Source organism: Mycobacterium neumannii (genome assembly GCF_048452905.1).
In the GTDB taxonomy this organism is placed as follows: domain Bacteria; phylum Actinomycetota; class Actinomycetes; order Mycobacteriales; family Mycobacteriaceae; genus Mycobacterium; species Mycobacterium neumannii_B.
Genome location: NZ_JBCGVF010000002.1, coordinates 121,246 through 144,960, shown reverse-complemented (window position 1 = coordinate 144,960; position 23,715 = coordinate 121,246). Strand labels below are relative to the sequence as shown.

The 23,715-nt window shown below is 65.7% G+C and carries 21 protein-coding genes and 1 tRNA gene; 11 read left to right on the top strand and 11 right to left on the bottom strand.

Going from position 1 to position 23,715, the window contains the following annotated elements; genetic code table 11:
* Window positions 1-36 precede the first annotated feature (36 nt).
* Entirely contained in the window at window positions 37-1,905 is a 1,869-nt protein-coding gene (locus AAHH99_RS05325; RefSeq protein WP_418767733.1) for a propionyl-CoA synthetase, read from the bottom strand.
* A 40-nt stretch (window positions 1,906-1,945) separates the two neighbouring features.
* Between AAHH99_RS05325 and AAHH99_RS05320 the strand changes: the two genes are divergently transcribed.
* Window positions 1,946-2,809 carry an alpha/beta fold hydrolase gene (locus AAHH99_RS05320; RefSeq protein ID WP_418767732.1) on the top strand — a complete coding sequence of 288 codons (864 nt, stop codon included), beginning with the start codon at window positions 1,946-1,948 and terminating at the stop codon, window positions 2,807-2,809.
* Here AAHH99_RS05320 and AAHH99_RS05315 read toward each other — a convergent pair.
* Complete coding sequence (locus AAHH99_RS05315; RefSeq protein ID WP_418767731.1) at window positions 2,806-5,319, bottom strand: ATP-binding protein; 2,514 nt, start codon at window positions 5,317-5,319, stop codon at window positions 2,806-2,808. The genes AAHH99_RS05320 and AAHH99_RS05315 overlap by 4 nt on opposite strands.
* A 181-nt stretch (window positions 5,320-5,500) precedes the next feature.
* Here AAHH99_RS05315 and AAHH99_RS05310 point away from each other — a divergent pair, with 181 nt between their 5' ends.
* From AAHH99_RS05310 to AAHH99_RS05295, 4 genes are all read left to right on the top strand, one after another.
* Complete coding sequence (locus AAHH99_RS05310) at window positions 5,501-6,958, top strand: DUF222 domain-containing protein (RefSeq protein WP_418767730.1); 1,458 nt, start codon at window positions 5,501-5,503, stop codon at window positions 6,956-6,958.
* A 97-nt stretch (window positions 6,959-7,055) separates the two neighbouring features.
* Window positions 7,056-7,832, top strand: coding sequence for an SDR family NAD(P)-dependent oxidoreductase (locus tag AAHH99_RS05305; RefSeq protein ID WP_418767729.1), 777 nt, complete (start codon window positions 7,056-7,058; stop codon window positions 7,830-7,832).
* A complete protein-coding gene (locus tag AAHH99_RS05300; RefSeq protein WP_418767728.1) occupies window positions 7,829-9,424 on the top strand; it encodes a phytoene desaturase family protein in 1,596 nt (531 codons plus the stop codon). The genes AAHH99_RS05305 and AAHH99_RS05300 overlap by 4 nt, the downstream gene beginning before the upstream one ends.
* A 10-nt stretch (window positions 9,425-9,434) precedes the next feature.
* Window positions 9,435-9,632 (top strand): hypothetical protein, encoded by a 198-nt coding sequence (locus tag AAHH99_RS05295; protein ID WP_418767727.1) that lies wholly within the window; start codon window positions 9,435-9,437, stop codon window positions 9,630-9,632.
* Here the strand turns inward: AAHH99_RS05295 and AAHH99_RS05290 are convergent.
* Window positions 9,616-9,960, bottom strand: coding sequence for a hypothetical protein (locus AAHH99_RS05290; RefSeq protein ID WP_418767726.1), 345 nt, complete (start codon window positions 9,958-9,960; stop codon window positions 9,616-9,618). The genes AAHH99_RS05295 and AAHH99_RS05290 overlap by 17 nt on opposite strands.
* A gap of 125 nt (window positions 9,961-10,085) precedes the next feature.
* On the opposite strand from AAHH99_RS05290, the gene AAHH99_RS05285 reads away from it, so the two are divergent.
* From AAHH99_RS05285 to AAHH99_RS05275, 3 genes are all read left to right on the top strand, one after another.
* Window positions 10,086-10,159: transfer RNA gene (locus AAHH99_RS05285), tRNA-Leu, on the top strand.
* 18 nt (window positions 10,160-10,177) lie between these two features.
* Window positions 10,178-11,983: a response regulator transcription factor gene (locus tag AAHH99_RS05280; protein WP_418767725.1), complete on the top strand. Its 1,806-nt coding sequence runs from the start codon at window positions 10,178-10,180 to the stop codon at window positions 11,981-11,983.
* A 52-nt stretch (window positions 11,984-12,035) separates the two neighbouring features.
* Window positions 12,036-12,881, top strand: coding sequence for a class I SAM-dependent methyltransferase (locus AAHH99_RS05275; protein ID WP_418767724.1), 846 nt, complete (start codon window positions 12,036-12,038; stop codon window positions 12,879-12,881).
* Window positions 12,882-13,222: 341 nt separating this feature from the next.
* On the opposite strand, the gene AAHH99_RS05270 is transcribed toward AAHH99_RS05275, so the two are convergent.
* The 3 genes from AAHH99_RS05270 to AAHH99_RS05260 all read right to left on the bottom strand — a co-directional run bounded on the left by AAHH99_RS05270 (window position 13,223) and on the right by AAHH99_RS05260 (window position 16,964).
* Window positions 13,223-14,770, bottom strand: a complete 1,548-nt coding sequence (locus AAHH99_RS05270; RefSeq protein ID WP_418767723.1) for a serine hydrolase domain-containing protein — start codon at window positions 14,768-14,770, stop codon at window positions 13,223-13,225.
* A complete protein-coding gene (locus AAHH99_RS05265; RefSeq protein WP_418767722.1) occupies window positions 14,767-16,308 on the bottom strand; it encodes an alpha/beta fold hydrolase in 1,542 nt (513 codons plus the stop codon). The genes AAHH99_RS05270 and AAHH99_RS05265 overlap by 4 nt, the downstream gene beginning before the upstream one ends.
* A 158-nt stretch (window positions 16,309-16,466) precedes the next feature.
* On the bottom strand, window positions 16,467-16,964 hold the full coding sequence (locus AAHH99_RS05260; RefSeq protein WP_418767721.1) for a hypothetical protein: 498 nt from the start codon (window positions 16,962-16,964) through the stop codon (window positions 16,467-16,469).
* A 442-nt stretch (window positions 16,965-17,406) separates the two neighbouring features.
* Here AAHH99_RS05260 and AAHH99_RS05255 point away from each other — a divergent pair, with 442 nt between their 5' ends.
* A complete protein-coding gene (locus AAHH99_RS05255) occupies window positions 17,407-18,066 on the top strand; it encodes a hypothetical protein (RefSeq protein WP_418767720.1) in 660 nt (219 codons plus the stop codon).
* A 244-nt stretch (window positions 18,067-18,310) separates the two neighbouring features.
* Window positions 18,311-18,925 (top strand): YdcF family protein, encoded by a 615-nt coding sequence (locus AAHH99_RS05250; protein WP_418767719.1) that lies wholly within the window; start codon window positions 18,311-18,313, stop codon window positions 18,923-18,925.
* Window positions 18,926-18,942: 17 nt separating this feature from the next.
* On the opposite strand, the gene AAHH99_RS05245 is transcribed toward AAHH99_RS05250, so the two are convergent.
* A complete protein-coding gene (locus AAHH99_RS05245; RefSeq protein ID WP_418767718.1) occupies window positions 18,943-19,881 on the bottom strand; it encodes a R2-like ligand-binding oxidase in 939 nt (312 codons plus the stop codon).
* Entirely contained in the window at window positions 19,878-20,558 is a 681-nt protein-coding gene (locus tag AAHH99_RS05240) for a TetR/AcrR family transcriptional regulator (protein ID WP_418767876.1), read from the bottom strand. Before AAHH99_RS05240 ends, AAHH99_RS05245 begins: the two co-directional genes overlap by 4 nt.
* 176 nt (window positions 20,559-20,734) lie before the next feature.
* On the opposite strand from AAHH99_RS05240, the gene AAHH99_RS05235 reads away from it, so the two are divergent.
* Window positions 20,735-22,051: a hypothetical protein gene (locus AAHH99_RS05235; protein WP_418767717.1), complete on the top strand. Its 1,317-nt coding sequence runs from the start codon at window positions 20,735-20,737 to the stop codon at window positions 22,049-22,051.
* Here AAHH99_RS05235 and AAHH99_RS05230 read toward each other — a convergent pair.
* Genes AAHH99_RS05230 through AAHH99_RS05220 form a run of 3 tightly spaced genes read right to left on the bottom strand, consistent with a single transcriptional unit; the run spans window position 22,008 to window position 23,688 of the window.
* Window positions 22,008-22,523, bottom strand: coding sequence for a hypothetical protein (locus tag AAHH99_RS05230; protein WP_418767716.1), 516 nt, complete (start codon window positions 22,521-22,523; stop codon window positions 22,008-22,010). The genes AAHH99_RS05235 and AAHH99_RS05230 overlap by 44 nt on opposite strands.
* The gene (locus tag AAHH99_RS05225) at window positions 22,520-23,077 is read right to left on the bottom strand and encodes a hypothetical protein (RefSeq protein WP_418767715.1); all 558 of its coding nucleotides are present in this window, start codon (window positions 23,075-23,077) and stop codon (window positions 22,520-22,522) included. Before AAHH99_RS05225 ends, AAHH99_RS05230 begins: the two co-directional genes overlap by 4 nt.
* Window positions 23,074-23,688: a hypothetical protein gene (locus tag AAHH99_RS05220; RefSeq protein ID WP_418767714.1), complete on the bottom strand. Its 615-nt coding sequence runs from the start codon at window positions 23,686-23,688 to the stop codon at window positions 23,074-23,076. The genes AAHH99_RS05225 and AAHH99_RS05220 overlap by 4 nt, the downstream gene beginning before the upstream one ends.
* Between the last annotated feature and the right edge of the window lie 27 nt (window positions 23,689-23,715).

The following is a 23,715-nucleotide window of genomic DNA, read 5'->3' as shown; positions in this document are numbered from 1 at the left end:
ACGAATATAGGCCGATCCGAGCGGGGTCGGGGCGGCTCAGTTCTTCAGGATCGGCTTGAGCGCTTCGATCACCGCTGGGTCTTCGATGGTCGACGGCAACGGCTCCTCGCGGCCGTGGGCGATGCCCCGCATCGTCTTGCGCAGGATCTTTCCGGACCTGGTCTTGGGCAGCGCGGGCACGACGTCGACGAGTTTGAAACACGCTACGGCGCCGATATTCTCGCGCACCGACTCGATGAGTTCCTCGGCCAGCCCCGCGGCCGAGGCCCCCTGCTGCAGGACGACGAAGCCGCGCGGCACCTGGCCCTTGATCTCGTCACGCACGCCGATGACCGCGCATTCGGCGACCGCCGGATGAGTGGCCAGCACGGCCTCGATGGATCCCGTCGACAACCGGTGTCCGGCGACGTTGATGACGTCGTCGATGCGGCCCATCACGAAGAGGTAGCCGTCCTCATCGAGATAGCCGCCATCGCCGGTGAGGTAGTAACCGGGATGCTCGGACAGGTACGAGGCCTTGTACCGGTCGTCGTCGCCCCACAGGGTGGGCAGAGTGCCCGGCGGAAGCGGAAGCCGGATGCAGATGTCGCCTTCCTCGTTGGCAGCGCAAGGCGAGCCGTCGACGTGCAGGATCCTGACGTCGTAGCCGGGCATCGGAACGGTCGGGGATCCGGGTTTGATCGGCATGGGTTCCAGACCCATCGGGTTGGCGGCGATCGCCCAGCCGGTTTCCGTCTGCCACCAGTGGTCGACGACCGGGACGCCGAGTTTCTGCGCCGACCACTCGTAGGTGTCCGGGTCGAGTCGCTCACCGGCCTGGAAGAAGTACTTCATCTTCGAAAGGTCGTAGCGGCCGATGTGCGTGCCGTCGGGGTCCTCCTTGCGGATCGCGCGCACCGCCGTCGGCGCGGTGAACAGTGCCTTGACCCCGTGCTCGGACGCTACCCGCCAGAACGCGCCCGGATCGGGCGTGCCGATCGGCTTGCCCTCGTAGAGCACGGTCGTGGCGCCCAGCAGCAGCGGTCCGTACACGATGTAGGAGTGGCCGACCACCCAGCCGACATCGGATGCGGCCCAGAAGACTTCGCCGGGTTCGATGTCGTATACGTTGCGCATGCTCCAGAGCAGCGCCACCGCATGCCCGCCGTTGTCGCGGACGATGCCTTTGGGCTTACCCGTGGTCCCGGAGGTGTAGAGCACGTAGAGCGGATCGGTCGCGGCCACCGGCACGGGGTCGACGGCCGCCGCGGCTGCGACGTCCTCCCAGTCGAGGTCGCGGTCCGGCGCCAACTCGCAGCGCTGCCGGTCGCGCTGCACGATGACGCAGTTGTGCGGCGGGTGCTCGGACATCTCGAGTGCGGCGTCCAGCATCGGCTTGTAGGCGACGATGCGGGACGGTTCGATACCGCAGGACGCGGAGACGACGACTTTCGGTTGCGCGTCGTCGATGCGCGCCGCGAGTTCGTGCGCGGCGAACCCGCCGAACACGACCGAGTGGATCGCCCCCAGGCGCGCACACGCCAGCATCGCGATCACCGCCTCGGGGATCATCGGCATGTAAATCACCACGCGGTCACCCTTCTCGACCCCCAGACCGCGCAGCCCCCCGGCGAATTTCGCTGTCTCGTCGCGTAATTCGCGGAAGGTATAGGTGCGTTGCGTCCCGGTGACAGGTGAGTCGTAGATCAGCGCGGGCTGATCACCTCGGCCGTCGTCGACGTGTCTGTCGAGCGCGTTGGCGCACGTGTTCAGCTCACCGTCGGCGAACCACCGGTAGAACGGCGGGTTGGAGTCGTCGAGGATGTGTTTCGGCTCGCGGATCCACGTCACCGCGCGTGCCGCATCGGCCCAGAATCCTTCTGGATCAGCGATGCTGGCGTCGAACAGCGCTCGGTATGCGGCCATACCGGCACGGTAGCGCGACGGCAGTTCCTATAGTCGCGTTATGGCCTCTGCTCCTCCGCCGATCGAAGGGGTGCGCCGTTCTCACGTCACCGCCCGCGGTGTGCGCTTCCACGTCACCGAGGCCGGCCCCGCCGACGGGCGCCCGGTCGTCGCGCTGCACGGGTGGCCGCAACACCATTGGGTGTACCGCGACCTCTTGGGCAACCCACCCGCAGGGCTGCGAATCATCGCGCCGGACCTGCCCGGCTATGGCTGGTCGGGACCGCCGCCGCACCGGTGGGCCAAGGACGACGTCGCCGCCGACGTACTGGCACTGCTCGACGCGCTGTGTCTGGACCGGGTCTTGCTGGTGGGCCACGACTGGGGCGCGTACGTCGGGTACCGCATGGTGTTGACAGCGCCGGAGCGTTTCGACGGATACCTGGCGATGAACATGGCCCACCCGTGGGTGGGCCCGCGCGTCGTCGCACCACAGCTGTGGCGGTTCTGGTACCAGGTGCCGCTTGCCACGTTCGGCGTTGCGGTGCTGCGGCACACGGGCTTCCTCGACCTGCTGTTCAAGGCCGGCTCGCAGTTGGACCCTGAGACCGCGCGGGTGTACGCCGATCGATTTCGAGATCCGGTAGTGGCCCGCGCCGCGCGCGACACGTACCGAAGCTTCCTGCTCCGCGAGTTACCGGCCGCCGGCCGCGGGCCGAAGCCGCCGCGCGCCACCGTGCCGATCCGGTGTCTGTTCGGGCGCCATGACGCGGCTGTCCATCCATCTCTGGCAGCGGAGGAGACCGCCAACGCCGACGACTACCGACTGGAGATGGTCGACGCCAGTCACTTCATCGTCGACGAGCGACCCGATCTGGTGCGCGCGGCGCTGATCGCCCTGGCAGAGGAGACGGCCCGGACCTAGTCCGCCGCGGCGGGCAGGTCGATCTCGACGGTCAGGCCCCCGCCGGGGGTGTCGGAAGCCGAGATCGTTCCGCCCATCGCCTCGACGAATCCCGACGCGACCGACAGGCCGATTCCGATGCCGATCGAGTCGTCGTCGCTGAGCCGCTGGAACGGGGCAAACACCTGCTCTTCGCTGCCTCGCGGAATACCCGGTCCCTCGTCGACGACCGCGATGAGCACACGGTCGCCCACCTGGCCCGCGGTCACCCGCACCAGGCTGCCGTCGGCGTAGCGCAGCGAGTTGTCGATCAGGTTGGCCAGGACGCGCTCGAGCAGTTCGTGGTCGGCCAGGGCCGCGTCGCAGTCGATCTCCACCTTCACCCGTTCACTGCCCGGTCGGGTGATTTCGTCTGTGTCCGCGCGGATTCCGAGCAGCGCACGTTGGACGACGTGCTCCAGTTCGACGCGCGCCATCTGCGGTCGAACCGCGCCGGCGGCCAGGCGTGCCGAGTCCAGCAGGTTTGCCACCAATGTGGTCAGCTGATCGACGGACTCCTCCACCGTGACCAGGAGTTCGGAGGTGTTGTCGGCGGAGAAGTCGACGTCGCTGTTGCGGATCCGGGAAGTCGCCGCCCTGGCTGCCGCCAGCGGAGTGCGCAGGTCGTGGCTGACCGCTGTGAGCAGCGCGTGCTGCAGTTTGTCGGCTTGACCGACGACCTCGGCCTTGTTCGCCTCGGCCAACTCACGTTGCCTGACCAGGTTGACGGCCTGCTTGCCGACGCCGTTGAGGACGCGGCGGTCGCGCGTCGTCAACGCCGGTCCGGACAACAGCATCCAGTACTCGTCGTCGCCGATCTCGACGGGTGTGTCGGCGTCGTCGACGTCGGTGCAGGGGTCGGTGCCGGTGTGGGCGAGCAGTTCGCCGGTCTTGCTTCTCACGATGCTCACGGCGCGCTGGGAGTACGTTTCGCGGACCCGCTCCAGCAGGCTGTCGAGGTCCGCTTCGTTCAGCACGCCGTCGGCGAACAGCGCCAGCAGCGTGGCTTCCTGACTGGCCCGCCGCGCTTCACGCGCCCGTCTCGAGGTCCGGTCGACGAGGGCGGCGACGGCGACGGACATGAGCAGCAGCACCACCGTCGCGACGAAGCCGTCGCTGTCGTGCACGGAGAACGCATTCGTCGGAGCCACCAGGAAGTAGGTGATCAGTGCTCCGGACAGCGCGGCGGCCGTCACGGCCGGGGCGAGCCCGCCGATCATCGCTGTGCCCAGCACCCCGATGAAGAACAGCGCGCCCGGGCCGCCGATGCGCAGGAACCCCTCCGGCAGCAGCAATGTCAGCGCGCAGACCGCGACCGGGATCGCGATAGCGGCAAGCCATGACGTGAGCTGGCGCTGACGAGGTGAGAGCCGAGACCACGAGATGCCGGTGCTGGCCTGGTCGTGGCTGACCATGTGCACGTCCAGCCCACCGGCCTGCTGGACGACGGCCTCGCTGATGCCCTCGTCGAACATGCGCGACAGCCGCGAGCGTCGGGATGTTCCGACCACCAACTGTGTCGCGTTGATGTCGTGCGCATAGGCGATCAACGTGGAGGCGACGTCGTCGCCGACCACGGTGTGCATGGTGGCGCCCAGGCTGGCGGCCAGTTCCCGCACCGCCTTCTTCTGCTGATCCGAGATGGCCGTAAGGCCGCCGCCGTCGACGATGTGCACGACTCTGAGGTCGGCGCCCGAACGGGAGGCGATGCGCGACGCCCGGCGCACCAGGACCTCGGATTCGGGGCCGCCCGTTACCGCCACCACCACACGTTCGCGGGGTGCCCATCGGTCGCTGATCTTCTTGTCGGAGCGGTACTTGGCCAGCGCCGCGTCGACCTGATCGGCGAGCCACAGCAGGGTCAATTGCCGCAGCGCCGTGAGGTTTTCGGGTCGGAAGTAGTTCGACAGTGCGGCATCGATGCGCTCCGGCGGGTACACGTTGCCGTGAGCGAGCCTGCGCCGCAACGCTTCCGGCGTGATGTCGACCAACTCGATCTGATCGGCGGCGCGCACCACCTCGTCGGGGATGCGGTCGGGTTCCTCGACCCCGGTGATCTGGGCGGCCAGGTCCGAAACGCTCTCCAGGTTCTGGACGTTGACCGTGGTGATCACCGTGATGCCGGCGTTGAGCAGTTCTTCCACGTCCTGCCAACGCTTCTTGTTCTTGCTGCCCGTTGCGTTGTTGTGGGCGAAGTCGTCGACAAGCACGACCTTGGGTCGCCGTTGCATGATCGCGGTGACGTCGATTTCCTGGTATTGCGTGCCAGGCCTGCTGGAGTCCTCGACGACGCGCGGAGGAATCACCTCGATGCCCGCGAGCTGCTGGCCGACCTTGCGTCGACCGTGTGTGTCGACCACGGCGGCAACCACGTCGGTTCCGCGCTCGAGGCGGCGGTGCGCCTCGGCGAGCATGGAGTAGGTCTTGCCGACACCGGGCGCCGCGCCGAGGTAGACGCGCAGGTCCCCGGTCTTTCGTCCCAGTATTCCCATCGCTATTCAATTTACGTTGTGCCGTGCGTGGCTCAAACCCTCCTTGTCGTCGCTGAGTGGTCGCGGCACTGTGCTCGCTGGCCCTTCGGCTCAAAGTGTTGTGCGAAATCACTTGTGTCTCTTTGGTTTCAGTAGTCACAAGTAGGCCTGGTTTGTCGGTGAGCGGGGTTAACGTTGCAATGTGGGATTCGAACATATGAGCGAAGTGATCGCGGGGATGGCCGACCAGCTGTCCGCGTTGGTCGCCGAGTCGTTCGACGCCTTGACCACTTCTGAGCAATTGGCACTGACAGCGCAGTGGGAGAGCTTCACCCGGCGCCAAGCGGCAGTCAGCCACAGCATGGTGGCCGGGCTGGGTCGTGCGCCGATCGAGGAGTTGGGGGAGCGCAGCGTGGCCGGGGCGTTGGCGGTGTTGTTGCGCATTTCCAAGGCTGAGGCGCATCGGCGGGTGGCCGAGGCTCAGGCGTTGGGGCCGCGCCAGGCCATGACCGGCGAGACACTCGAACCGGTGCTGGCCCACACCGCCGCGGCTGTGGAGAAGGGCCTGGTGGGTGCGGAGCATGTGCGGGTGATCCGGCGGTTCTTTGATCACCAGGTGCCGGCCTCGACGCCGTTTGACGTGCGCGAGGCCGCCGAAGCGCAACTGGCGCAGCTGGCGACCAAACACACGCCTGAGGAATTGCGCGCGGCCGCCCAGCGGCTGGCGGCCTATTTGAACCCCGACGGGGACTTCTCCGAGGAGTTGCGCGCAGCGCAGCGCTGGTTGCGGCTGGGCCGGCAGCGCCTTGATGGGATGAGTGAGCTGCGCGGACTGCTTGATCCGGCCACCCGGGCGGCGTTGGAGGCGGTGCTGGCGGTGTGGGCGGCTCCGGGACGCTGCCACCCCGACGGCCAAACCCCGGCCGCCGAGGGGTCGGTAGGTGCGGAGGCGGACCCGTCGGCGGAGACGGTGGCCGCTGATCGGCGCAGCGTCGGGCAGCGCAACCACGACGCGCTGGGGGCGATGTGTCGGGCGTTGTTGGCCTCGGGGCAGTTGGGCAGCCAGAACGGGTTGCCGGCCACGCTGTTGATCACCGCCAAGCTCAAAGAGCTCGAATCGGGCACCGGCCACGGGCTCACCGGCGGAGGGTCGCTGCTGCCGATGAGCGAGGTGATCAAACAGGCCTCCTCGGCGCATCAGTATCTGGCGGTCTTTGATGACCACACCGAAGAAATTCTGTACTTGGGGCGGGCTAACCGTTTAGCGTCCAAGGCCCAGCGGCTGGCGCTGTTCGCCCGCGATGGCGGCTGCACCCGACCCGGCTGCACCGCTCCGGCTTACCACTGCCAGGCCCATCACGGGGACAACGACTGGGCCGCTAACGGCCAGACCAACATCGACGAGCTCACCCTGGCCTGCGGGCCCGACAACCGGCGGGTCAAACCCGGCGGCTGGCGCACCTACAAACGCAAAGACGGGCGCACCGCATGGCTTCCCCCACCCCAACTCGACACCGGCCAAGCCCGCATCAATAACTATCACCACCCCAACCGCTACCTCATCCCCGACGACGGCGATGACGACAGCAGCGGCGACAGCGCAGACTGTCCCGACAGCGACGACCGCGATGACCGTCGCGGTGATGACCGCGCCGGCTGACGACCGCATTCTTGCGCGGCGATAACCCCGACACCGGCTGACGTCGGCGGCATGTCCGCGCGCGTTTGGCACAAGCTCCGTCGGGTAGCCCGCCACCATGGCTCAAGGACGACCACTCGCGCTTGTGACGGGCGCTTCGAGCGGTATCGGTTTCGAGTTGGCGAAGCTGTTCGCAGATGACGGCTACGACCTCATCGTGGCCGCGGACGATGACGGCATCCACGCCAGCGCCGACAAACTCACGGCGGCGGGCACAGATGTCCGCGCCGTTCAGGTCGATCTCCGCAAAGAGGACGAAGTCGATCGGCTCTACGCCAGCGCGACGGAGAACGGGCGCCGGTTGGATGCGGCCGCCCTCAACGCAGGCACCGGTGGCGGCGGCCGATTCGTCGACCGGGGGCTGGAAGAGGATTTCAACATCATCGATCTCAATGTCCGGGGAACCACGCAGCTGGCCAAGCTGGTGCTCGCTGACATGGTCAGCGCCAACTCGGGCAAGCTGCTGTTCACGTCGTCGATCGTGGCGATGATGCCCGGCTCGTATCAGACCATCTACAACGCCTCGAAATCGTTTGTGCAGTCGTTCGCCGAAGCGCTGCAGGACGAGTTGCGCGACACCGACGTCGTCATCACCTCGCTGATGCCCGGCCCGACCGACACCAACTTCTTCCGCCGGGTCGGCATGCTCGACACCTTGGTGGGACGCATGCCAAAGGACGACGCTCACAAGGTCGCGAGACAGGGGTACGACGCGCTGATGGAGGGAAGGAAGAAAATCGTTGCCTCATCACCACTTTCGAAAGGGCTCGGCCTGATGAACCGGTTCCTGCCCGACTCGGTGAAGGCCGCCTCCAACAGGCTGATCTCGAGGTGAGCGTGTCGGGCTCCGCCGATGCTGTGGTGATCGGAGCCGGCCACAACGGTTTGGTCGCCGCAGCCATGCTGGCCGACGAGGGTTGGGACGTACTGGTTCTGGAAGCGCAGGAACAGCCCGGCGGCGCGGTCAAGAGCGCCGAACTGTTCCCCGGCTATGTCAGCGACCTGTACAGCGCGTTCTACCCGCTGTCGGTGACCTCCCCGGCTCTCCAAGCGCTGCACCTCGAGGAGCACGGCCTGCGCTGGTCGCATTCACCCGCGGTCGTCGGCCATGCGAGCTCGGCCGATGACGAAGACGCTCCGCTGATTTGGCGCGATCTCGACCGCACCGCAGAGGATCTCGACCGTCGCACGGCCGGTGACGGCGAGCGTTGGCGCGACTTGTTCGCCCAGTGGCAGCGCATCAAGGAACCGCTGGTGGAGACGTTGTTCGCGCCGTTCCCGCCGGTGCGTGGAGCGGTCGGTCTACTGCGTGAGCTGGGCACCGCCGAGGCGCTTCGGTTGGCGCATCTGATGCTTCTCCCCGCAGGCGTGATGGCTGAGAAGCTGTTCGAGGGCGAGGCCGCGCGACTCTTGTTGCTGGGCAACGCAATGCACGCCGATGTGCCCATCGACGCGCCGGGCAGCGGCGTCATGGGATACATGCTGATCATGATGGCTCAGGACGGCGGCTTTCCGGTTCCGGTCGGCGGCGCCGGCCAACTGACCGCAGCGCTGGTGAACCGGGCGACGTCTGCGGGAGCCCGCATCCAGTGCGGACAACAGGTCGACCGGATCGACGTCCGAGGCCGACGCGCGGTGTCCGTTCACACCTCCGGCGGCGAGACCGTGCGGGTGCGTCGGGCGGTGATCGCCGATACCTCGGCGCCGATGCTGTACCGCGACCTGCTGCCGGCCGACGCTCTCCCCGAATCGGTGCTGCAGAGCATCGACCGGTTCGTCTGGGACACACCGGTGTTGAAGATCAACTACGCCCTCGACGCGCCGATTCCGTGGCGTTCGCAGAGTCTGAACGATGCGGGCACGGTACATCTCGGCGCCGACCACGACGGCCTGATCCGGTGGATGGCCGACCTCAACACCGGCACCGTGCCGCTGCATCCGTTCCTGCTGTTCGGGCAGATGACCACCGCCGATCCGAGCCGGTCGCTAGTAGGCACCGAAAGCGCCTGGGCGTACACGCATCTGCCGCGAGGCGTCGCCGACGACGCCTCCGCCGATCAGTTGTCGGCGGCGGTGGACGTCGTGTTGGAGAAGCATGCGCCCGGGTTCAGCGACCACATCGTCGGCAAGACGATTCAGCGGCCGTCGGACCTGGAGGCCAGCGACGCGAACCTGCATGCCGGTTCGGTGAACGGCGGGACATCACAACTGTTCCAGCAGTTGATCTTTCGGCCGTTTCCGGGTTTTGGCGGCGCGGAGACGCCGGTCGAGAACGTCTTCCTCGGCAGCGCGGGCGCGTCCCCGGGCGGGGGAGTGCACGGTGTGTGCGGCGGCAACGCCGCACATGCCGCACTGGCCGCCGCCGGGAGACTGGGTTGGCCGCGCCGACAGCTCAACCGCGCGATCCTGTCGCTGATGACGCGATGAGCCGCGCCATGTGAGTGACGGGGACCGGTTGCGCGACGTCGCGAAGAAAGTGCTCGGATGGCAGACACTGCGGCCAGAACGACTCGAGGCGATGACCGCGGACCGGATCACCGTGCTGTTCGACCTCTACGGGTACCGGACGCTGGACGTCGACGCCGTGCGGGACAACGACCTACTGGACGTGCGCGCGGCTAGTAGCCCGGCGTGACGACGTCTTCCAGTTCCTGCAACTCGGGCGACGGCCCAGGCTGTGGGTGGGGTGGCACCTGATTACCGGTGGACCCGGTGCATTCGGCGCCGCTGACCCCGGGCGGGCAGGCGTTGTTGACTGCTGAGGCGGTGTTCGGAACCAGATAAGGCACGCACGTCCCGCTGTAGAGGTCGCTGTCCTCGCCGGCGGGGCAGGCCGCGAGGTGACTGGGGACGCCGGGCGAGGTAGCGATGACGGCCGCAAGCATCGGGGCCATCGTCGCGACCGCGAATCCACCGGCGATTGTGAGCCGTCGTCCGATGCGGAATCTCGTCAGCGCTGACATCCTCGTGCCTTTCCTAGTGGAACGACCTACACGCCGACATTATCTTGATCGCGCATCACGTGTGCCAGGTCCGGCTGCACGACGATCGCGCGCGGTACCGTGCTCATCGGTGCAGCACGGCGGCGGCCCCCATAGCCCAATTGGCAGAGGCAGCGGACTTAAAATCCGCCCAGTGTCGGTTCGAGTCCGACTGGGGGCACAGAGAAGATGCTGGTAGATGCGATTTCGCGCCTACCGGATCGGCTCGCATTTCTCCCTCACCCGAGGCTACCCCGGCCGGCGGCGAGGTCGCGGCGGCGAGGTCGGCGAAGCCGCTAACTTGCGGGGCTGCCAGCGACACCGGGAAGCGCAAGCCGTTAGCACGCCGTCGCGCAAACCCGCCGGTATCCGCCAGACTTTCTTCATGGCCGCGATGAACACAGCTTCGAGCGCCTTTGAACGCCAGGCGTGGACCGAAGTCTACGAGTGTCTCTCCGACGCGGATGAACCACTCGATGCTGACGATCTTGAGCGCCTGGCGACTGCCACCTACTTGATCGGTAAGGACGACGAGAGCGTGCGGACCTGGGAGAGGGCTTACTCCGCGTGCTTGGCTGCCGGCGATCCGGGCCGAGCCGCCGAATGCGGGTTCTGGTTGGCGCTAACGCAGTTGCTCCAAGGCAACACCGCGCGCGGCAGCGGTTGGCTGGCACGAGTGGGTCGGCTGGTGGAGGACCGCGAGTTAATCTGCGCCGCGCGCGGGTACTTACTCACTTCCGCAGGCCTTGGGGCGTGGACGGGTGGGGATTCCGCGGGAGCGTACGAGATGTTCGTTGAGGCCGGCAGGATCGCCGCACGGTTCGGTGATCGCGACTTGGCGGCTCTCGCCTGGCTGGGTCAAGGCCAGGCATCGGTCACCCAGGGCGAAACGGCTCGCGGCGTGGCACTGCTCGATGAAGCGATGGTGAGCGTCACCGCGGGGGAGGTGTCGCCCATCCCCGCCGGCATCGTCTATTGCGGCGTCATCGAGACGTGTATGGGTGTGTTCGACCTGGGGCGCGCGACCGAGTGGACCATGGCGCTGAGCGATTGGTGTGACGCCCAGCCTGACCTCGTTCCATACCGGGGTCAATGTCTGGTGCATCGCTCGCAGATCCTGCAGATCCACGGCGAATGGCCCGAGGCGACGACGGCCGCCCGCATCGCTTGCGAGCACTTGTCGCGACCCGCTGCGCACCCTTCCTTAGGATTGGCGGCTTACCAGCGAGCGGAGCTGCACCGGCTGCGTGGAGAGTTCGACGACGCTGAAATCGCCTACCGGCAAGCCCATCAGTTCGGTCGAGAGCCGTTGCCTGGATTGGCCCTCCTGCGACTGGCCGAAGGGCACGTCCATGCCGCGATTGCCGCGATTCGTCGCGCGGTAGACCTAAGCCCCGATCGTTTCGGTCGGCCGGCAATATTGGCTGCGCACGTCGACATCATGCTCGCGGTCGGTGACGTTCCGGCAGCGCGAGCGAGCGCCGACGAACTTGCCGAGATCGCCGAAGCCATCGACGCGCCGTTCCTGCACGCCATCGAAGCTCACGCCGACGGGTCGACGCTGCTCGCCGAGGGCGACGCCCCCGCGGCCCTTGCTGCCCTGCGCCGGGCATCTGCGGGTTGGCGGGACTTGGCAATGCCCTACGAAGCCGCCCGGACGCGGGTTCAGACCGGGCTCGCCTGCCGAGAGCTGAGCGACTTCGACGCAGCGGCACTGGAGTTCGACGCCGCGCATGATGGCTTTAGCCGGCTCGGCGCAGTGCCCGACACGGAACGTCTGGCCGAGGTCATCGGGACCCAGGGGCGGTCGGCGGGGGGCCTCACCCCGCGCGAATGTGAGGTGTTACGGCTTGTCGCCGCGGGCAAGACCAACCGAGAGATCGGCGCGAGCCTCGTACTCAGCGAGCACACGGTCGCACGTCACCTGCAGAACATCTTCGCTAAGCTCGGCTTGTCATCTCGGGCAGCCGCCACCGCCTACGCGTACGAGCAACATCTCGTCTAACGGGTGGTTAGAACTGACCACTCGCACCGCGCCGATATGGTGAATTCGGTCGATGCGCCGACGGCGGTCTGATTCATATCGTTCAACCATGTCTCAACAGGTTGATTACCGTGACCTCCGGCGGACGGAAGCCGAGAATTACGCACGCGACTTCGTCCCGCTCATTCCCGCGCCGCTCGCCGGCGATCTCATCGAGGTGGCGGCACCCGAGCCGGGTGAATACGTCGTCGACATCGCATGCGGGACCGGCGTCGTCACCCGCCTGGCCGCCGAACGGGTCGGGACCACAGGGAAAGTCGTCGGAGTGGACCTCAACCCCGGAATGCTGGAGGTTGCCCGCACAACCGCCGCACCGTCCGGTGCCGTGATCGAGTGGCGGGAGGGAAGCGCTGAAGCTCTTCCGCTCGCCGATGAGTCCTACGATCTGGTGTTGTGTCAGCTCGGGCTGATGTTCTTTCCCGACCGGCCCGCAGCCGCCCGTGAGATGCGGCGCGTGCTGTCGCCGGGTGGCCGCGTCGCGATCAACGCGCCGGGAACCATGCCGCGCTTTTTCGAGATCATGGTGGACGCCCTTGGTCGTCACATCAACCCTGACCTATCCGGATTCCTACGTTCGGTCTTCTCCCTGAGCGAGACCCAACTGCGCCAGCTGTTGGAAGTCGCCCACTTCCAAGACGTGACCGTCAAAACCATGACGGAGACGTTGCGGCTACCACCGCCGGCCGAATTCCTGTGGCAGTACCTTCAAGTCACACCTATCGCAGGGCTCGTCATGTCGGCGGGCGCCGACCGCAGACAACAACTTGAAAATGAGGTCGTTGCACGCTGGCAAGACTTCATCGATCGCGGCGGCATGGTCGTCGAGCAGCCGATCGTCGTCGCAACTGCTGAAAATTAGCACCTTCAAGCAATTTCACATGACGTCCCCTGATCGAGCAAGCCTTCATCGTCGGCCTTACCAATCGTGACTGCCATCGGTATTACATCGACGACTGTTCGCCTACCCGTTCGACCCGTGCACGGCGCCCCCAAGGCGTACTCCCTCCGGCTTCCGTCGGCCGCTTATGCCTAAAAGCCAAGCGGCACAACGATATCCGATGCTGCGACCATCGTGAGAAAACGGATCGCCAGGACTCAATCGAGTACAGGTGGCGGTTCGATTACGCGACCGCCTTAGGCTTGCGGACGCTGCCGATAGGCCAACGATAAGCGGCTCGCGGTAGACCGCTGTTCGTCAAATCATTGCCGTCGGTAAAGGCGGCCGTGCATGCGCAACCAGGCGACGTTTCCGTTCGGGTCGCGGACGAAATTGGAACGGGTGCCCAGGAGTTGGCCGTCTGGGCCCAGGTCGAGTCCATAGTCCGGCCGGTAGAAGGCGAAGCCCAGATGTGCGCTGGTGTCGGCATCCTCATCGGGGTGCGTGCTGGGATCGGCCAGGTCTTTCATGGTGCCGTGCAGACGGCCATCCCTGCCCTCGAACTCGATGACAACCCTTTCGAGGCTGCCGGATTCGGTGATCTGCTCCGTCACGTATCGCCCTTCGTAGGGCGCGAGGTCTGCCGCGCTCAAGGTTTGCGGTTCCGCTGGCGTATTGGTGATCCTCGCAAACCGGCGCAGCGCCCAATCATCGGCGAACAGATCGGTCGTGAGCTGCGCCCCACCCTCGGAGTTGGTGAGCAAGGTCATCGCGAAGTTTCGGCTGGGCACCATGAAGAAGCCCGACCTTTGGCCTTGCCAGGCGCCGCCGTGCTGCACGATCGTCTCGTTCTCTGCTGAGGGGCGCAGCATCCAGGCCACCCCCATCCCGGTGAGCTCGACCTGCAGCGTGCCGCCGGCGCCGGGGTTGGAGCGCATCGCGACAAGTGCTTGTTGGCTCAGCAGCCGAGTGCCGTTGGGAGCGGTACCGTCACCGAGGTGAAACCGCGCGTAACGCAACTGATCCCGCACGCTGGATATCAATGATCCGGTCGGGTTGCAGCTGCGCGGGAACTCCCAGAAGCCGTTGTCGACAACGGGTTTAGCGTCAACCACGTTGTGGGATGCGGCGATATTGAAGCCGATGATCTGGTCCGAGAAGTACCGGGTGTGCCTCAACTCGAGCGGATCGAGCAGTAGGTTCTGTACCGCCGCCTCGTAGGTCGACCCGGTGACGACCTCGATGATCCGCCCTGCCACGACCAATCCGGCGTTGTTGTAGGCGAATACGGCTCCCGGCGGTGTCAGTTGCGGTAACCGGGACATCGACGCGACATAACGCGACAACGCGTCATCACCACGGCCGAAGTCCTGCAGATCGTCGCCCAACCATCCCGATGTGTGGTTGAGAAGCTGGCGCACGGTGACGGCGGCGCTGGCAGATGGGTCCGCCACCGCGAAGTCAGGAAGATAGCGGCGGACCGGGGCGTCGAGGTCCACTTTGTCCTGATCAACCAGCCGCATCAGCGTCGTACCGGTGAAAGTCTTTGTGGTCGAACCGATGCGGAACACCGTATCGCCGTCGACCGGCACCGGATGGTCGACATTGGTGACACCGTAGCCCTTTATGTACTCCTGGCCGCCTGCCAGGACGCCGACTGCCACGCCCGGTATCGCATAGGCCTTCATGCCCTCTTCGATCTTGGCGTCGAGTTCGTCGAATCCCGTTGACACGTCGGACGCGGAGGTCGTCGTGGGTTCTGATGAAGGGCTCGAAGAACACGCGGACAGCGCCAGCGCAGCGGCCCCGGCGACGGCTCCGCCCAGCAGGCCACGACGGGATATCCCCACGACATTCGACGCTGTCGTCATGGTGGCGGGATGATCTCGTACGGCGGTGGTTGTGTCGCGCCGACACAACTCGTGTCCGGTCGCTCCGGGTTGTCGTAGAACGACGCGATCACCTTCGCCCCGCAGTCATTCGTGTACACGCCATGGGCGACACCGGGCACCGTTACGACGTGGGATTGCGAGAGTTGTTGCGCCACATACTCACCCCACTGAGGCCCGGTCTGTCCGTCGTAACTGCCCGACAGGACGAGCGTCGGGATCGCACTTTCGGTGACCGCCCGGATCTCATCGGGCGCCTTGGGCACATCCCAGGCGGCGCAGGCGTCGCGCAGGAAAGGCAGTTGCGGCGCTTGGGCGCGAACCGACTCGGGAAACTCAGGAAAGGCCCGCTTTGCTTTCTCGAGTTGATCCTCGGCCGATTCGAACGGGACCCATTCACGGCACCACACGCTCAAGGTCAGGCCCCAGCCCATGGTCCCGACCCGCTCGGGATTGGCCCACACTTCGGCGTACAGCTCGGCGATCCGCCTGGGATTGTTTCGGGCCAGTTCGTCGATCGCGGCCGGAAACTCCTCTGGAAAGTGGGTGGCCAGCGGGACGAACCAGTTCAGCAGCGCGCCACCGTCGAGTACGACTTCGGTGTCTCCGACCGACGGGATGGCGACCGTGGTTGTGACTGGACGCTCTTCGAGCTGATTGACCAGTCTGATGAACGACTCGGCGAGGTTGGGATAACGCGCCTGACATGCGGGCTGTGCCGCGCATGCATTGGTCATGTTGTCGAACGCCTCTTTGGCGCTGCTCCAGGTCCACCCGGGGGTGGCGGCCGAGGGTGGTGCCACCCCGTCGAGGGTCACCGACCGGATCCCGTCGGCGTCGTGCCGCATGTAGATCAGCGCGAGATCGGTGCCATACGAATGCGAAAACACATTCCATTGGTCGATACCCAACACTGTCCGCAGGTCCGCGAGGTCATAAGCGCTTTCGGTGGAGTTGAACGCCGCAAAGTCGACCTCCGGGGCCAGGCGGTCGCGGCACGCTCGGACCGCCTGCACGTACTGATCGCCGGTGGAGTCCGCGTCGTAGACCAACCCGACCCGGCGCGCGTAGAACAGATCGATCTCCGGGCAGGTCAGCGCCGGCTTTGACGAGTGAGTCCCCCGCTGCGACAACAGGATCAGATCCCGGTTACGGTTGATGCCCACATCGTTCGGAATCGGCGGATCCGCGACCGCGTCACCGCCGGGGCCCCCAGTGAGGAACACAATCGGATCCGGTGCGGGTGGCTGCGTCTCCGAGGGAATGATCGCCACCGCCAGTCGGAGCGTGCGCCCGCCGGCCTTGGTGCGATCTTCGGGCACCACCAACTCCCCGCACCGGGCACCTTCCAACTCGGGTACCGGTTGCGGTGTTTCGGCGCAGGGCCCGGCTACGAATTGCGCAGGAGGATGTTCCACCGTTGTCGGCGTTGTCGCCGACGGCGTACCAGCGGGCGGCGAGCTCGAGTTGCCGCACGCGGCGCACACCACGACGACGATGAGCGTTAGCACAAACCCCATCCGGCGCACCGGACGCGCGGTGGGCGCCCAACCGTCAACTGGTGGAAACGGTCCCGCCCACGTCACGGCAGAAATCTTGACACACGAACCGAGCGCAGGTCATAGAAATATGCCGAACTCGCCAAGGGCTCCGCTGAGACGCGGCCTACCATCGTCCGTCATTTCAGCGTGAGGTTGACGGCGACGACGAGCCAGCCCATTCCCGCATTCAGAAAGCCGATGACCACCGTCCATGCCCGGGAAAGACTGGCCTGGCGAGCCGCTATCACGCCCCAGAAGAACAACAACACCACGTTGAGGTTGAGTGCGACCGTGGTGTAACCGATGGTGACTCCACCGTCGGGATGCTCCCGATCGTCGGGCCAGTCGAACGCTGCAGCGAGCAGCAGCACGGCCAAAGTGGGCAGGGCTGCCGCCACGACGGGCCACCCACTGGCCACATTTCGCAGAAAGCCGGTGATGTACTGTGCGCCTCCGGCCTCCTCGTGGCTCGAGACATGCAACCCGTACGCCCGGGTCAGCAGGCTCAACGCCACACCGAGGAGAATCCATGCGATCTCCTGCACGGGGTTACCACCGGCTTGGGCAGCCAGCAAGAGAGTCGTCATGATGGTGCCGGTGAGAAACGCGGCCAGTGTGCTGGACTCCAACCTCACAAGCTGCAAGCGTAAGCCGCAATCACGCCTCGGCGCTGGATCGACGCGGCCAACGACGCCTATCGTTGTCAGAGTTGTTTCTCTGGATATTGAGTCAGATGTTGTGTGACACAAGGACTTATCCCACCAATATCGTGGCGTGGCGTGGCGTGGTTGGTCGGGCCGATCCGACGCAGACTCGTCGACCGGTGATGTCGTAGTGGAATCGCGCCGACGCTGTCCTTCACGTTATTCGCTGCAACCCTGCGGGCCCAGGCCAGATGTTCGTAAATGTCGCGTTGAATGCCGACCCGCGGGGGTCGGTCGCCTCTCCAGGTGACGGACCGAAAGCCGTGACTCATGCGGGCGAGACGCACCAGTGGACGCATTGAGGATCCATTGAGGGCGACGCCCGATTCTCTTTTCAACCACGAAGTCCGTGGCTCCACGAAAGGAAAATCCGATGAGCAACACCCCGTTCACCAAGCCCGCAGGGACCGTCGTCACCTTGGGCGCGGTCAGGAAGTTCGCCACCGCTGCCGCCATCGCGGGGGCCCTGGGGCTAGCTGCCCTCGGCATGGCCGGCGCCGCGTCCGCGGCGCCCGCCCAGGACTCCGGGTCGGCGCACTCCACGACATCCTCCGGGGCTCACGCCGGCTCGGTCTCCGTGCCGCACGCTGAGTCGTCGGCGCCGCACGCTGAGTCGTCGGCGCCGCACGCTGAGTCGTCGGCGCCGCACGCTGAGTCGTCGGCGCCACACGCCGATGCAGCCTCGCCGGCGGGTGACGACGTAGTCCACGCCCACCTGATTCCCGGTGTCGAGCTCGTACCACCGGCCGCCGCGCCGCACGCTGAGTCGTCCGCGCCGCACGCTGAGTCGTCCGCTCCGAGTGCCGACGCGGCCTCGGCGAGGGGTGACGACGTAGTCCACGCCCACGTGATTCCCGGCGTCAAGCTCGTACCACCGGCCGCTGACGATCCGCAGACCGCTCACCCGACTCAGGATTCCGCGTCGAATCCGAACGAAATCGGCATGGTCTACCCGTCCGGAAGCATCTACCCCAACCCTCCCGATTACGACCCCAACTGCGGACCCGCCTGCTACGAGGTGATTGACGAGTGAGGTGCACGACAAGCAAGTGAGTTGAGCGGGTAAGGGCAGGTGCTTCCAGTGGAACACCTGCCCTTGCTCCGTTTATAGATCGGACCCCGCGGTGACGGCGGTCGGGTGCCAGCTTCTGTTCGCGTTCTTCTCAGCACATGGAACGGAGCGACCTGTGCGACGCGCCACGGCGACTACTCCGCACGCAGCAGCGGATTCATCGGCGACGCGACCCCGCGGTGACGACCGCCAGTATCGTGGCCTGGTGCGATCAGTCGGGCCGATCCGACGCAGAGTCGTCGGAAGTCTGCGACGAATCGCACTCGCTTCGGCCCTGCTTATGGCAGGTGTCTCCAGTCTCGCCATCTCTGTCGCCGCTTTCAGCGCGCGGTCGGACGCGGCGCCGGCGGATGCGGCCATCGTCCTGGGCGCGGCAGTCGACGACGACGAGCCCTCGCCCGTGCTCGAGGAGCGGCTGCGGCACGCGGCCACGCTGTACGAATCAGGCCAGGTCGATTGGATCGTCCTGACGGGCGGTGTCGGACAAGGAGACACGCTCTCCGAATCCGAGGCGGGCCGCGACTGGCTGATCGCCGCCGGGATCCCGGCGGACCGTCTGCTCATCGAGAACAGATCGCGCACCACCAAGCAGAACTTCGCTTTCGCCCGGCCGCTGCTCGCCGAACATGGTGTGAGCCGAGTGCTCATCGTCAGCGATCCGCTGCATATGCGCCGTGCCACCCGTATCGCCACCGACTTGGGCCTTGACGCGCACCCTTCACCGACGCCCAGTAGCCGCTACAAGAGCCTCCAGACGCAGATCCCGATGTTGCTGCGCGAGGTGTACCACAGCGTGCAGTACTTCATGACGCGCCAATGACGAGCAACGCGCACGGTTTACGCCGAGGCGGCCAGCGCCTTGCTGTCCTCGTCGGCGAAGGTGTCCTCCAGCGTCAGCGGTGAGTAGTCCAGGTCGATCTCCCCGACTGGGCGGCCCCGGGCGCTGCTGATGGTGCCGAATCGCCGCATTCCCTTATCGCTCGCGTACTGCTTCATCTCGCCCGCTTCCAATCCGAACGGAATCTCGTCGTAGAGGGTTGACCCGTCATCGGCGTTCTGCAGCACCAGGGGGATGAGTTCATTCATCCGCTCCTCGAACACTGTCCAGTTCGAGTCATCGGCGGCGACGTGGCGTCGACAGGTGAAGGTACCCCAGGCCATGTGGCGCCGCTCGTCGTCGGCGATGCGCCGCACCAACTCCTGCATGCCGGGCAGGATGCCGCGGTCCACGCAAATACGGTGCCACGCATAGTATCCCGTCAACGCCATCATGCCTTCGATGACGTGGTTGTAGGTCGCCGATGCGCGAACCTGCGCGGCGGGGGACGGGTCGGCGTTCAACGCCTCCAGCGAACTCGGCAGTTCGTCATAGAAGATTCGCCGGTACGACGGAAGGTCATCGAGGTAATGGTGGAGGTCGTCGGTCAGCCCGACGGCGTCCAGCCACATCCGAAACACCTGGGTGTGCTTGGCTTCCTCGAACGCGAACTGGGTCAGATACATCTCGTCGCCCAAACGGCCTTCGGCCCGCATCGCGGCCATGAACGGCTGGATGTCTTGGGTGACGGCTTCTTCGCCGGCGATGAACTGCGCACACAGCCGTGCGGCGTAATCCCGCTCGAGTTCGGTCAGAGACTCCCAGTCCTCCCGGTCACGGGAGAAGTCGATATCGGCGGGATTCCAGAACTTCGCATTGCCCCCTGCGAACAACTTCAACGGGAGGCTATCCCAGTTGAATCCACCGGCGTCGAGTGACGCTGAGTTCTTTCGTGTCATTGTTGGACCTCCTTGGTCGTCTTTCGGGCTGGGCTGTTGCTGGAGAATGCTTGCGCCAGAACGGATACGAGCCTGCGCACTGCGAGTGCCGGCTGATCAGGCGTGGGGTCGTCGAGCCCGAGAACCGGATCCATGCCGCGCACATAGGGGGCCAGCGCCATGTGGGGAAAGATCATCAGCAGCAACGACAACAGAGCGTCGGTATCGCAATCGGCGCGCAGGTCGCCGCGCGCATGCGCATCGCGCACCAGTGGCCGCAGAACCTCCAGATAGTGGCGATGGATGACGGTGTGCACGGAAACCCGTGCCTCTGTGTCGATCTCGAAGTTCGATGCGGCATGCAGGGCACGGTCCTGCGGGTGCTCGGCGAAATAGGCCACCCAGGTATCGAGCAGATCGGTGAAGAACTCGAAGAAGGGCCGGCTCGGGTCCAGCTCTCGGATTCGATCTTCGATGTACGACCGCACGCGCTGGCTGCCGAGATCTGCGATGTAGGCGTACAGATCGCGCTTGTCGGCGAAGTACTGAAACAGGCTGCCCTTCGCCACACCCGCGCGGCGTGCGATGACGTTCAGGCTGCCCTGCGAGTAGCCATGCGCCCCGAACTCCGCCTCCGCCGCTTCGATCACAGCGGCCCGCCGGCTCGGGTCGACCCGAGCCCATGTCACAGTCGGCATCCACACCTCCCAGCGATGACCACTGGTCATATTACTGTGAGTGGCGTCACAGTCAAGGGGCTGGCCGGCTCATAGTTCAGTGCTGGGACGACATACGACCGTGTTAAATGCGCTGGTGGCTGGTGGATCAGCTCGTCAGCCCGTCGCCGCTATCGTCGCCGCCCTAGGATGTGGCGGTGCGCTCCGTGTTGCGGCCGTTCGACCTATGGTGGCGCTATTTCCCTCAATTGGCGGCGCTGTACCTGCTGGGTTGGCTGGGTCGCCGCGGCGCCATCGAGCTGGCGGCCTGGGCCGGTTGGGACAACGACGTCTGGGCCGCGCTGATCATGCCGTTCGCCGGGATGGCGCGCCTCGGTTCGTACGTCGCGATGTTCTTGGTGCTGCGCTCGGCCATCCCCGCGCTGGCGGCGCTGCCGCGGCGATCTGCCCGCAGCGTCGACGTGTTCGCCAACATCATCGTGCCGTTCTTCGCGATCTACCTGGCGTGGAAGCTGTTCGCAGAGGACTGGATCGAGTTCGAAACGGTGGCCCTCGACTATCGCGTCACCCACTCTGTCACCGAAGCGTTGACATCCACCGAGCCGACCGAGCTTCATCCCGATCAACTGCCCGTCGGCACGACCACGTGGGTGATCATCGTCTCGGCGCTGGTCGTGCGTTATGTGCTCAGCAAGCTCAAGGACAAGCTGCCGGGGTGGATGATCGCCGTCCGCGTCTACGTCGACGCGCTGTGGGTTTTCCTTACGTTGAGCTTCGCTGCCAGCGAGGGCGTCGGCTTTCTCATCAACCCGATGGGCTGGATCTCCGAGCGCCGGATCGTGGTGTGGTTCAACGACACGCGAGCCGCACTGTTCTCGCACTTCGCACCGTTGGAAGCCCTGTGGGACGGCCTGATGGCGGTGCTGCGGACGGCGTTCGGTGGAGCCACGATCCCGCTTCTCTGGCTAGCCGTCGCCGGGATCGTCTACGGCGTATCCATGCCCGACTGGCGCCGCGCGGCTCGCCGCGTTGTGGGCAGTCGCGCCGACAGGGTGATCAACAGCGCGGCAGAGCGGCGCAAGATGCTCAAAGAGCGCGGTTGGGACGTGCCCGAGACGCTGGGCCAAAAGGTGCGCTCCTGGCTGCTCTCCAAGCTGGGCAACTACAGCACCATCGTTGATTCGGCACGGCTCATCCTCTATGGGGGAGTGTTCGCCCTGTCGCTGTACGTGTTGGGCTATCTCGGTCTGGCGTGGCTCGACATGTCCGGGTCTTTCTATCGGCCCGAGATGGGCAATGGCTACCTATTCCGGTTCGTGGCATGGATTCTCGGTCCGCATCCGTTGCCCTTCTGGTACGGCTTCGCCGAAACGATCGCGCTCGGCTCGCACCTGATCATCGAACCCCTTCGCATTTGCCTGATCGCATCCACGGTGGCGTACTGCCTTGAGCAGCTCGAAAAGCAGGAACCTACAACATCATCCGTGCCAGAAGCCGACCGTCAGCACTCGTGACATCGAGCGCGTCGGGCACCGCGTCCTGCGGCAGGACGAACGAGAACTGCACCGGTCCGGGCTTCTCACACCTGATCCCCACACCATCGGGTGGGGTCGGCCCCAAACCGCCCGCCTTCTCCGATGCCCACCGCTGCTGACCGTCGGTGATGACAGCGCTGCAGGTTTCGGGGTTCTCGCGTGCCGGACCCGACATGTCCACCGTCACCACCGTCAACACGGCGCCCTCGGGTAGCTGCGGACCGAACCGGGAAGGCTTGCGGTTCAAGTGCCTCACCGAGTCGACCTCCCAGGTGTATCCGCCGGCGTCGCCGGACTCACCCTTAGCCACCACAACGTCCGGAACAACCGTGTGGCGGTAAGTGGCCCACTGATCGCTCAGTGTGGTCGCGATGATGACGCCGAGCGCCGCCACCATGACGACGGCACCGATCAGGTTTCGCACCCACAGCGGCGACAGCCATCTCCTCATGACGCACGTTCCACGGGAGCCTCGAGCCTCAGGGTTTGTACTCGGTGGGCGTCTGCGAGCGGAACATCGATGACAAGGCGCGAGTCCAGTTGCTCGTCGTAACCCGTCCACACCCGCAGCGTGATCGGTGCCGATGAGCCGGACTCGACCAGGGCCGGCGCGACGTCGAACACCCACGACCCGCGTTGCGCGATACCGGGCCTGACGTTCCCCCGGAGGGTTTTGAGGAAAAACCTATCGGTGGGTGTGTACGTGTTCGGCCCGACGATCAGGTCACTGCGGGGTAGTTCGGTGGTGACCGGTGCCTCCAGGGTCGCGTCGACGACCACCCAAACGCCTGCGGGTGCAACCGAATCCACTTGCGAAGAGATACGAACATCGGTGACGGTAGCCGCGACGTCGCGGCCGGCGGCACGCTGTCCCGCCTCGCCGTACACGTCGAACGGTCCGGTGATGTCCGGCGGTGTCGGCAGGTTCTGCCACACCACCGCGGCCGCCGCGATCACGACGACTGTCGCGATCACCGTCAGCGCCCGACGCGTGCGCGGATTCACGGCAGCCCCTGGACCGGAACGACGACCTGACCGTAGTTATCGGTGTCGATCCATTCCTTGCCGCCGTAGGTGACCATCAACTGCGTGAACGTCTTCTTCCACACCCGGATCGTCACCTCCTGAACCGAATGTGCGCTGAATTCCGGTACCTGCCAAGTGAATGCCAACTGCTCGGTGAGTCCCGGTCCGAGACTCTGAATCGCAGAACCGTCGCGCAAGCGGAAGGTCCCGAAGATCTCCTTGCCGGGCAGACCCTGTAGGTCGAGGAGATCGCGGAGGCCTCCCGGCACGGTGCCGGTGTTGTCGACTGTCGCCACGACGCCCAGGTAGACCTTGCCGGGTTCAGCAGCGCCGATGGTGGCCAACCCACCCTTGAGTTCGCGAACGAACCTCGCCCGCTCGACCGTGATCGTGAACTGGCCGTCGCTGAACTCCTCGGCGACCTTGAACGGGGTGACTTTCTTGTCGACGGTTTCGAGGCCGCCGAACGCGGCGGTGGCCACCAGAATCAGCAGAAGCGCAGCCCGTCTGACCTGTGCGACGTTCAACCGGGACAACCTCTGCGCGACTCGATGCGTCCGCGTCACGGGGACCGGAGGTTCGCCACCCACGTTGGTGGATGCTAATCGCAACCGCAG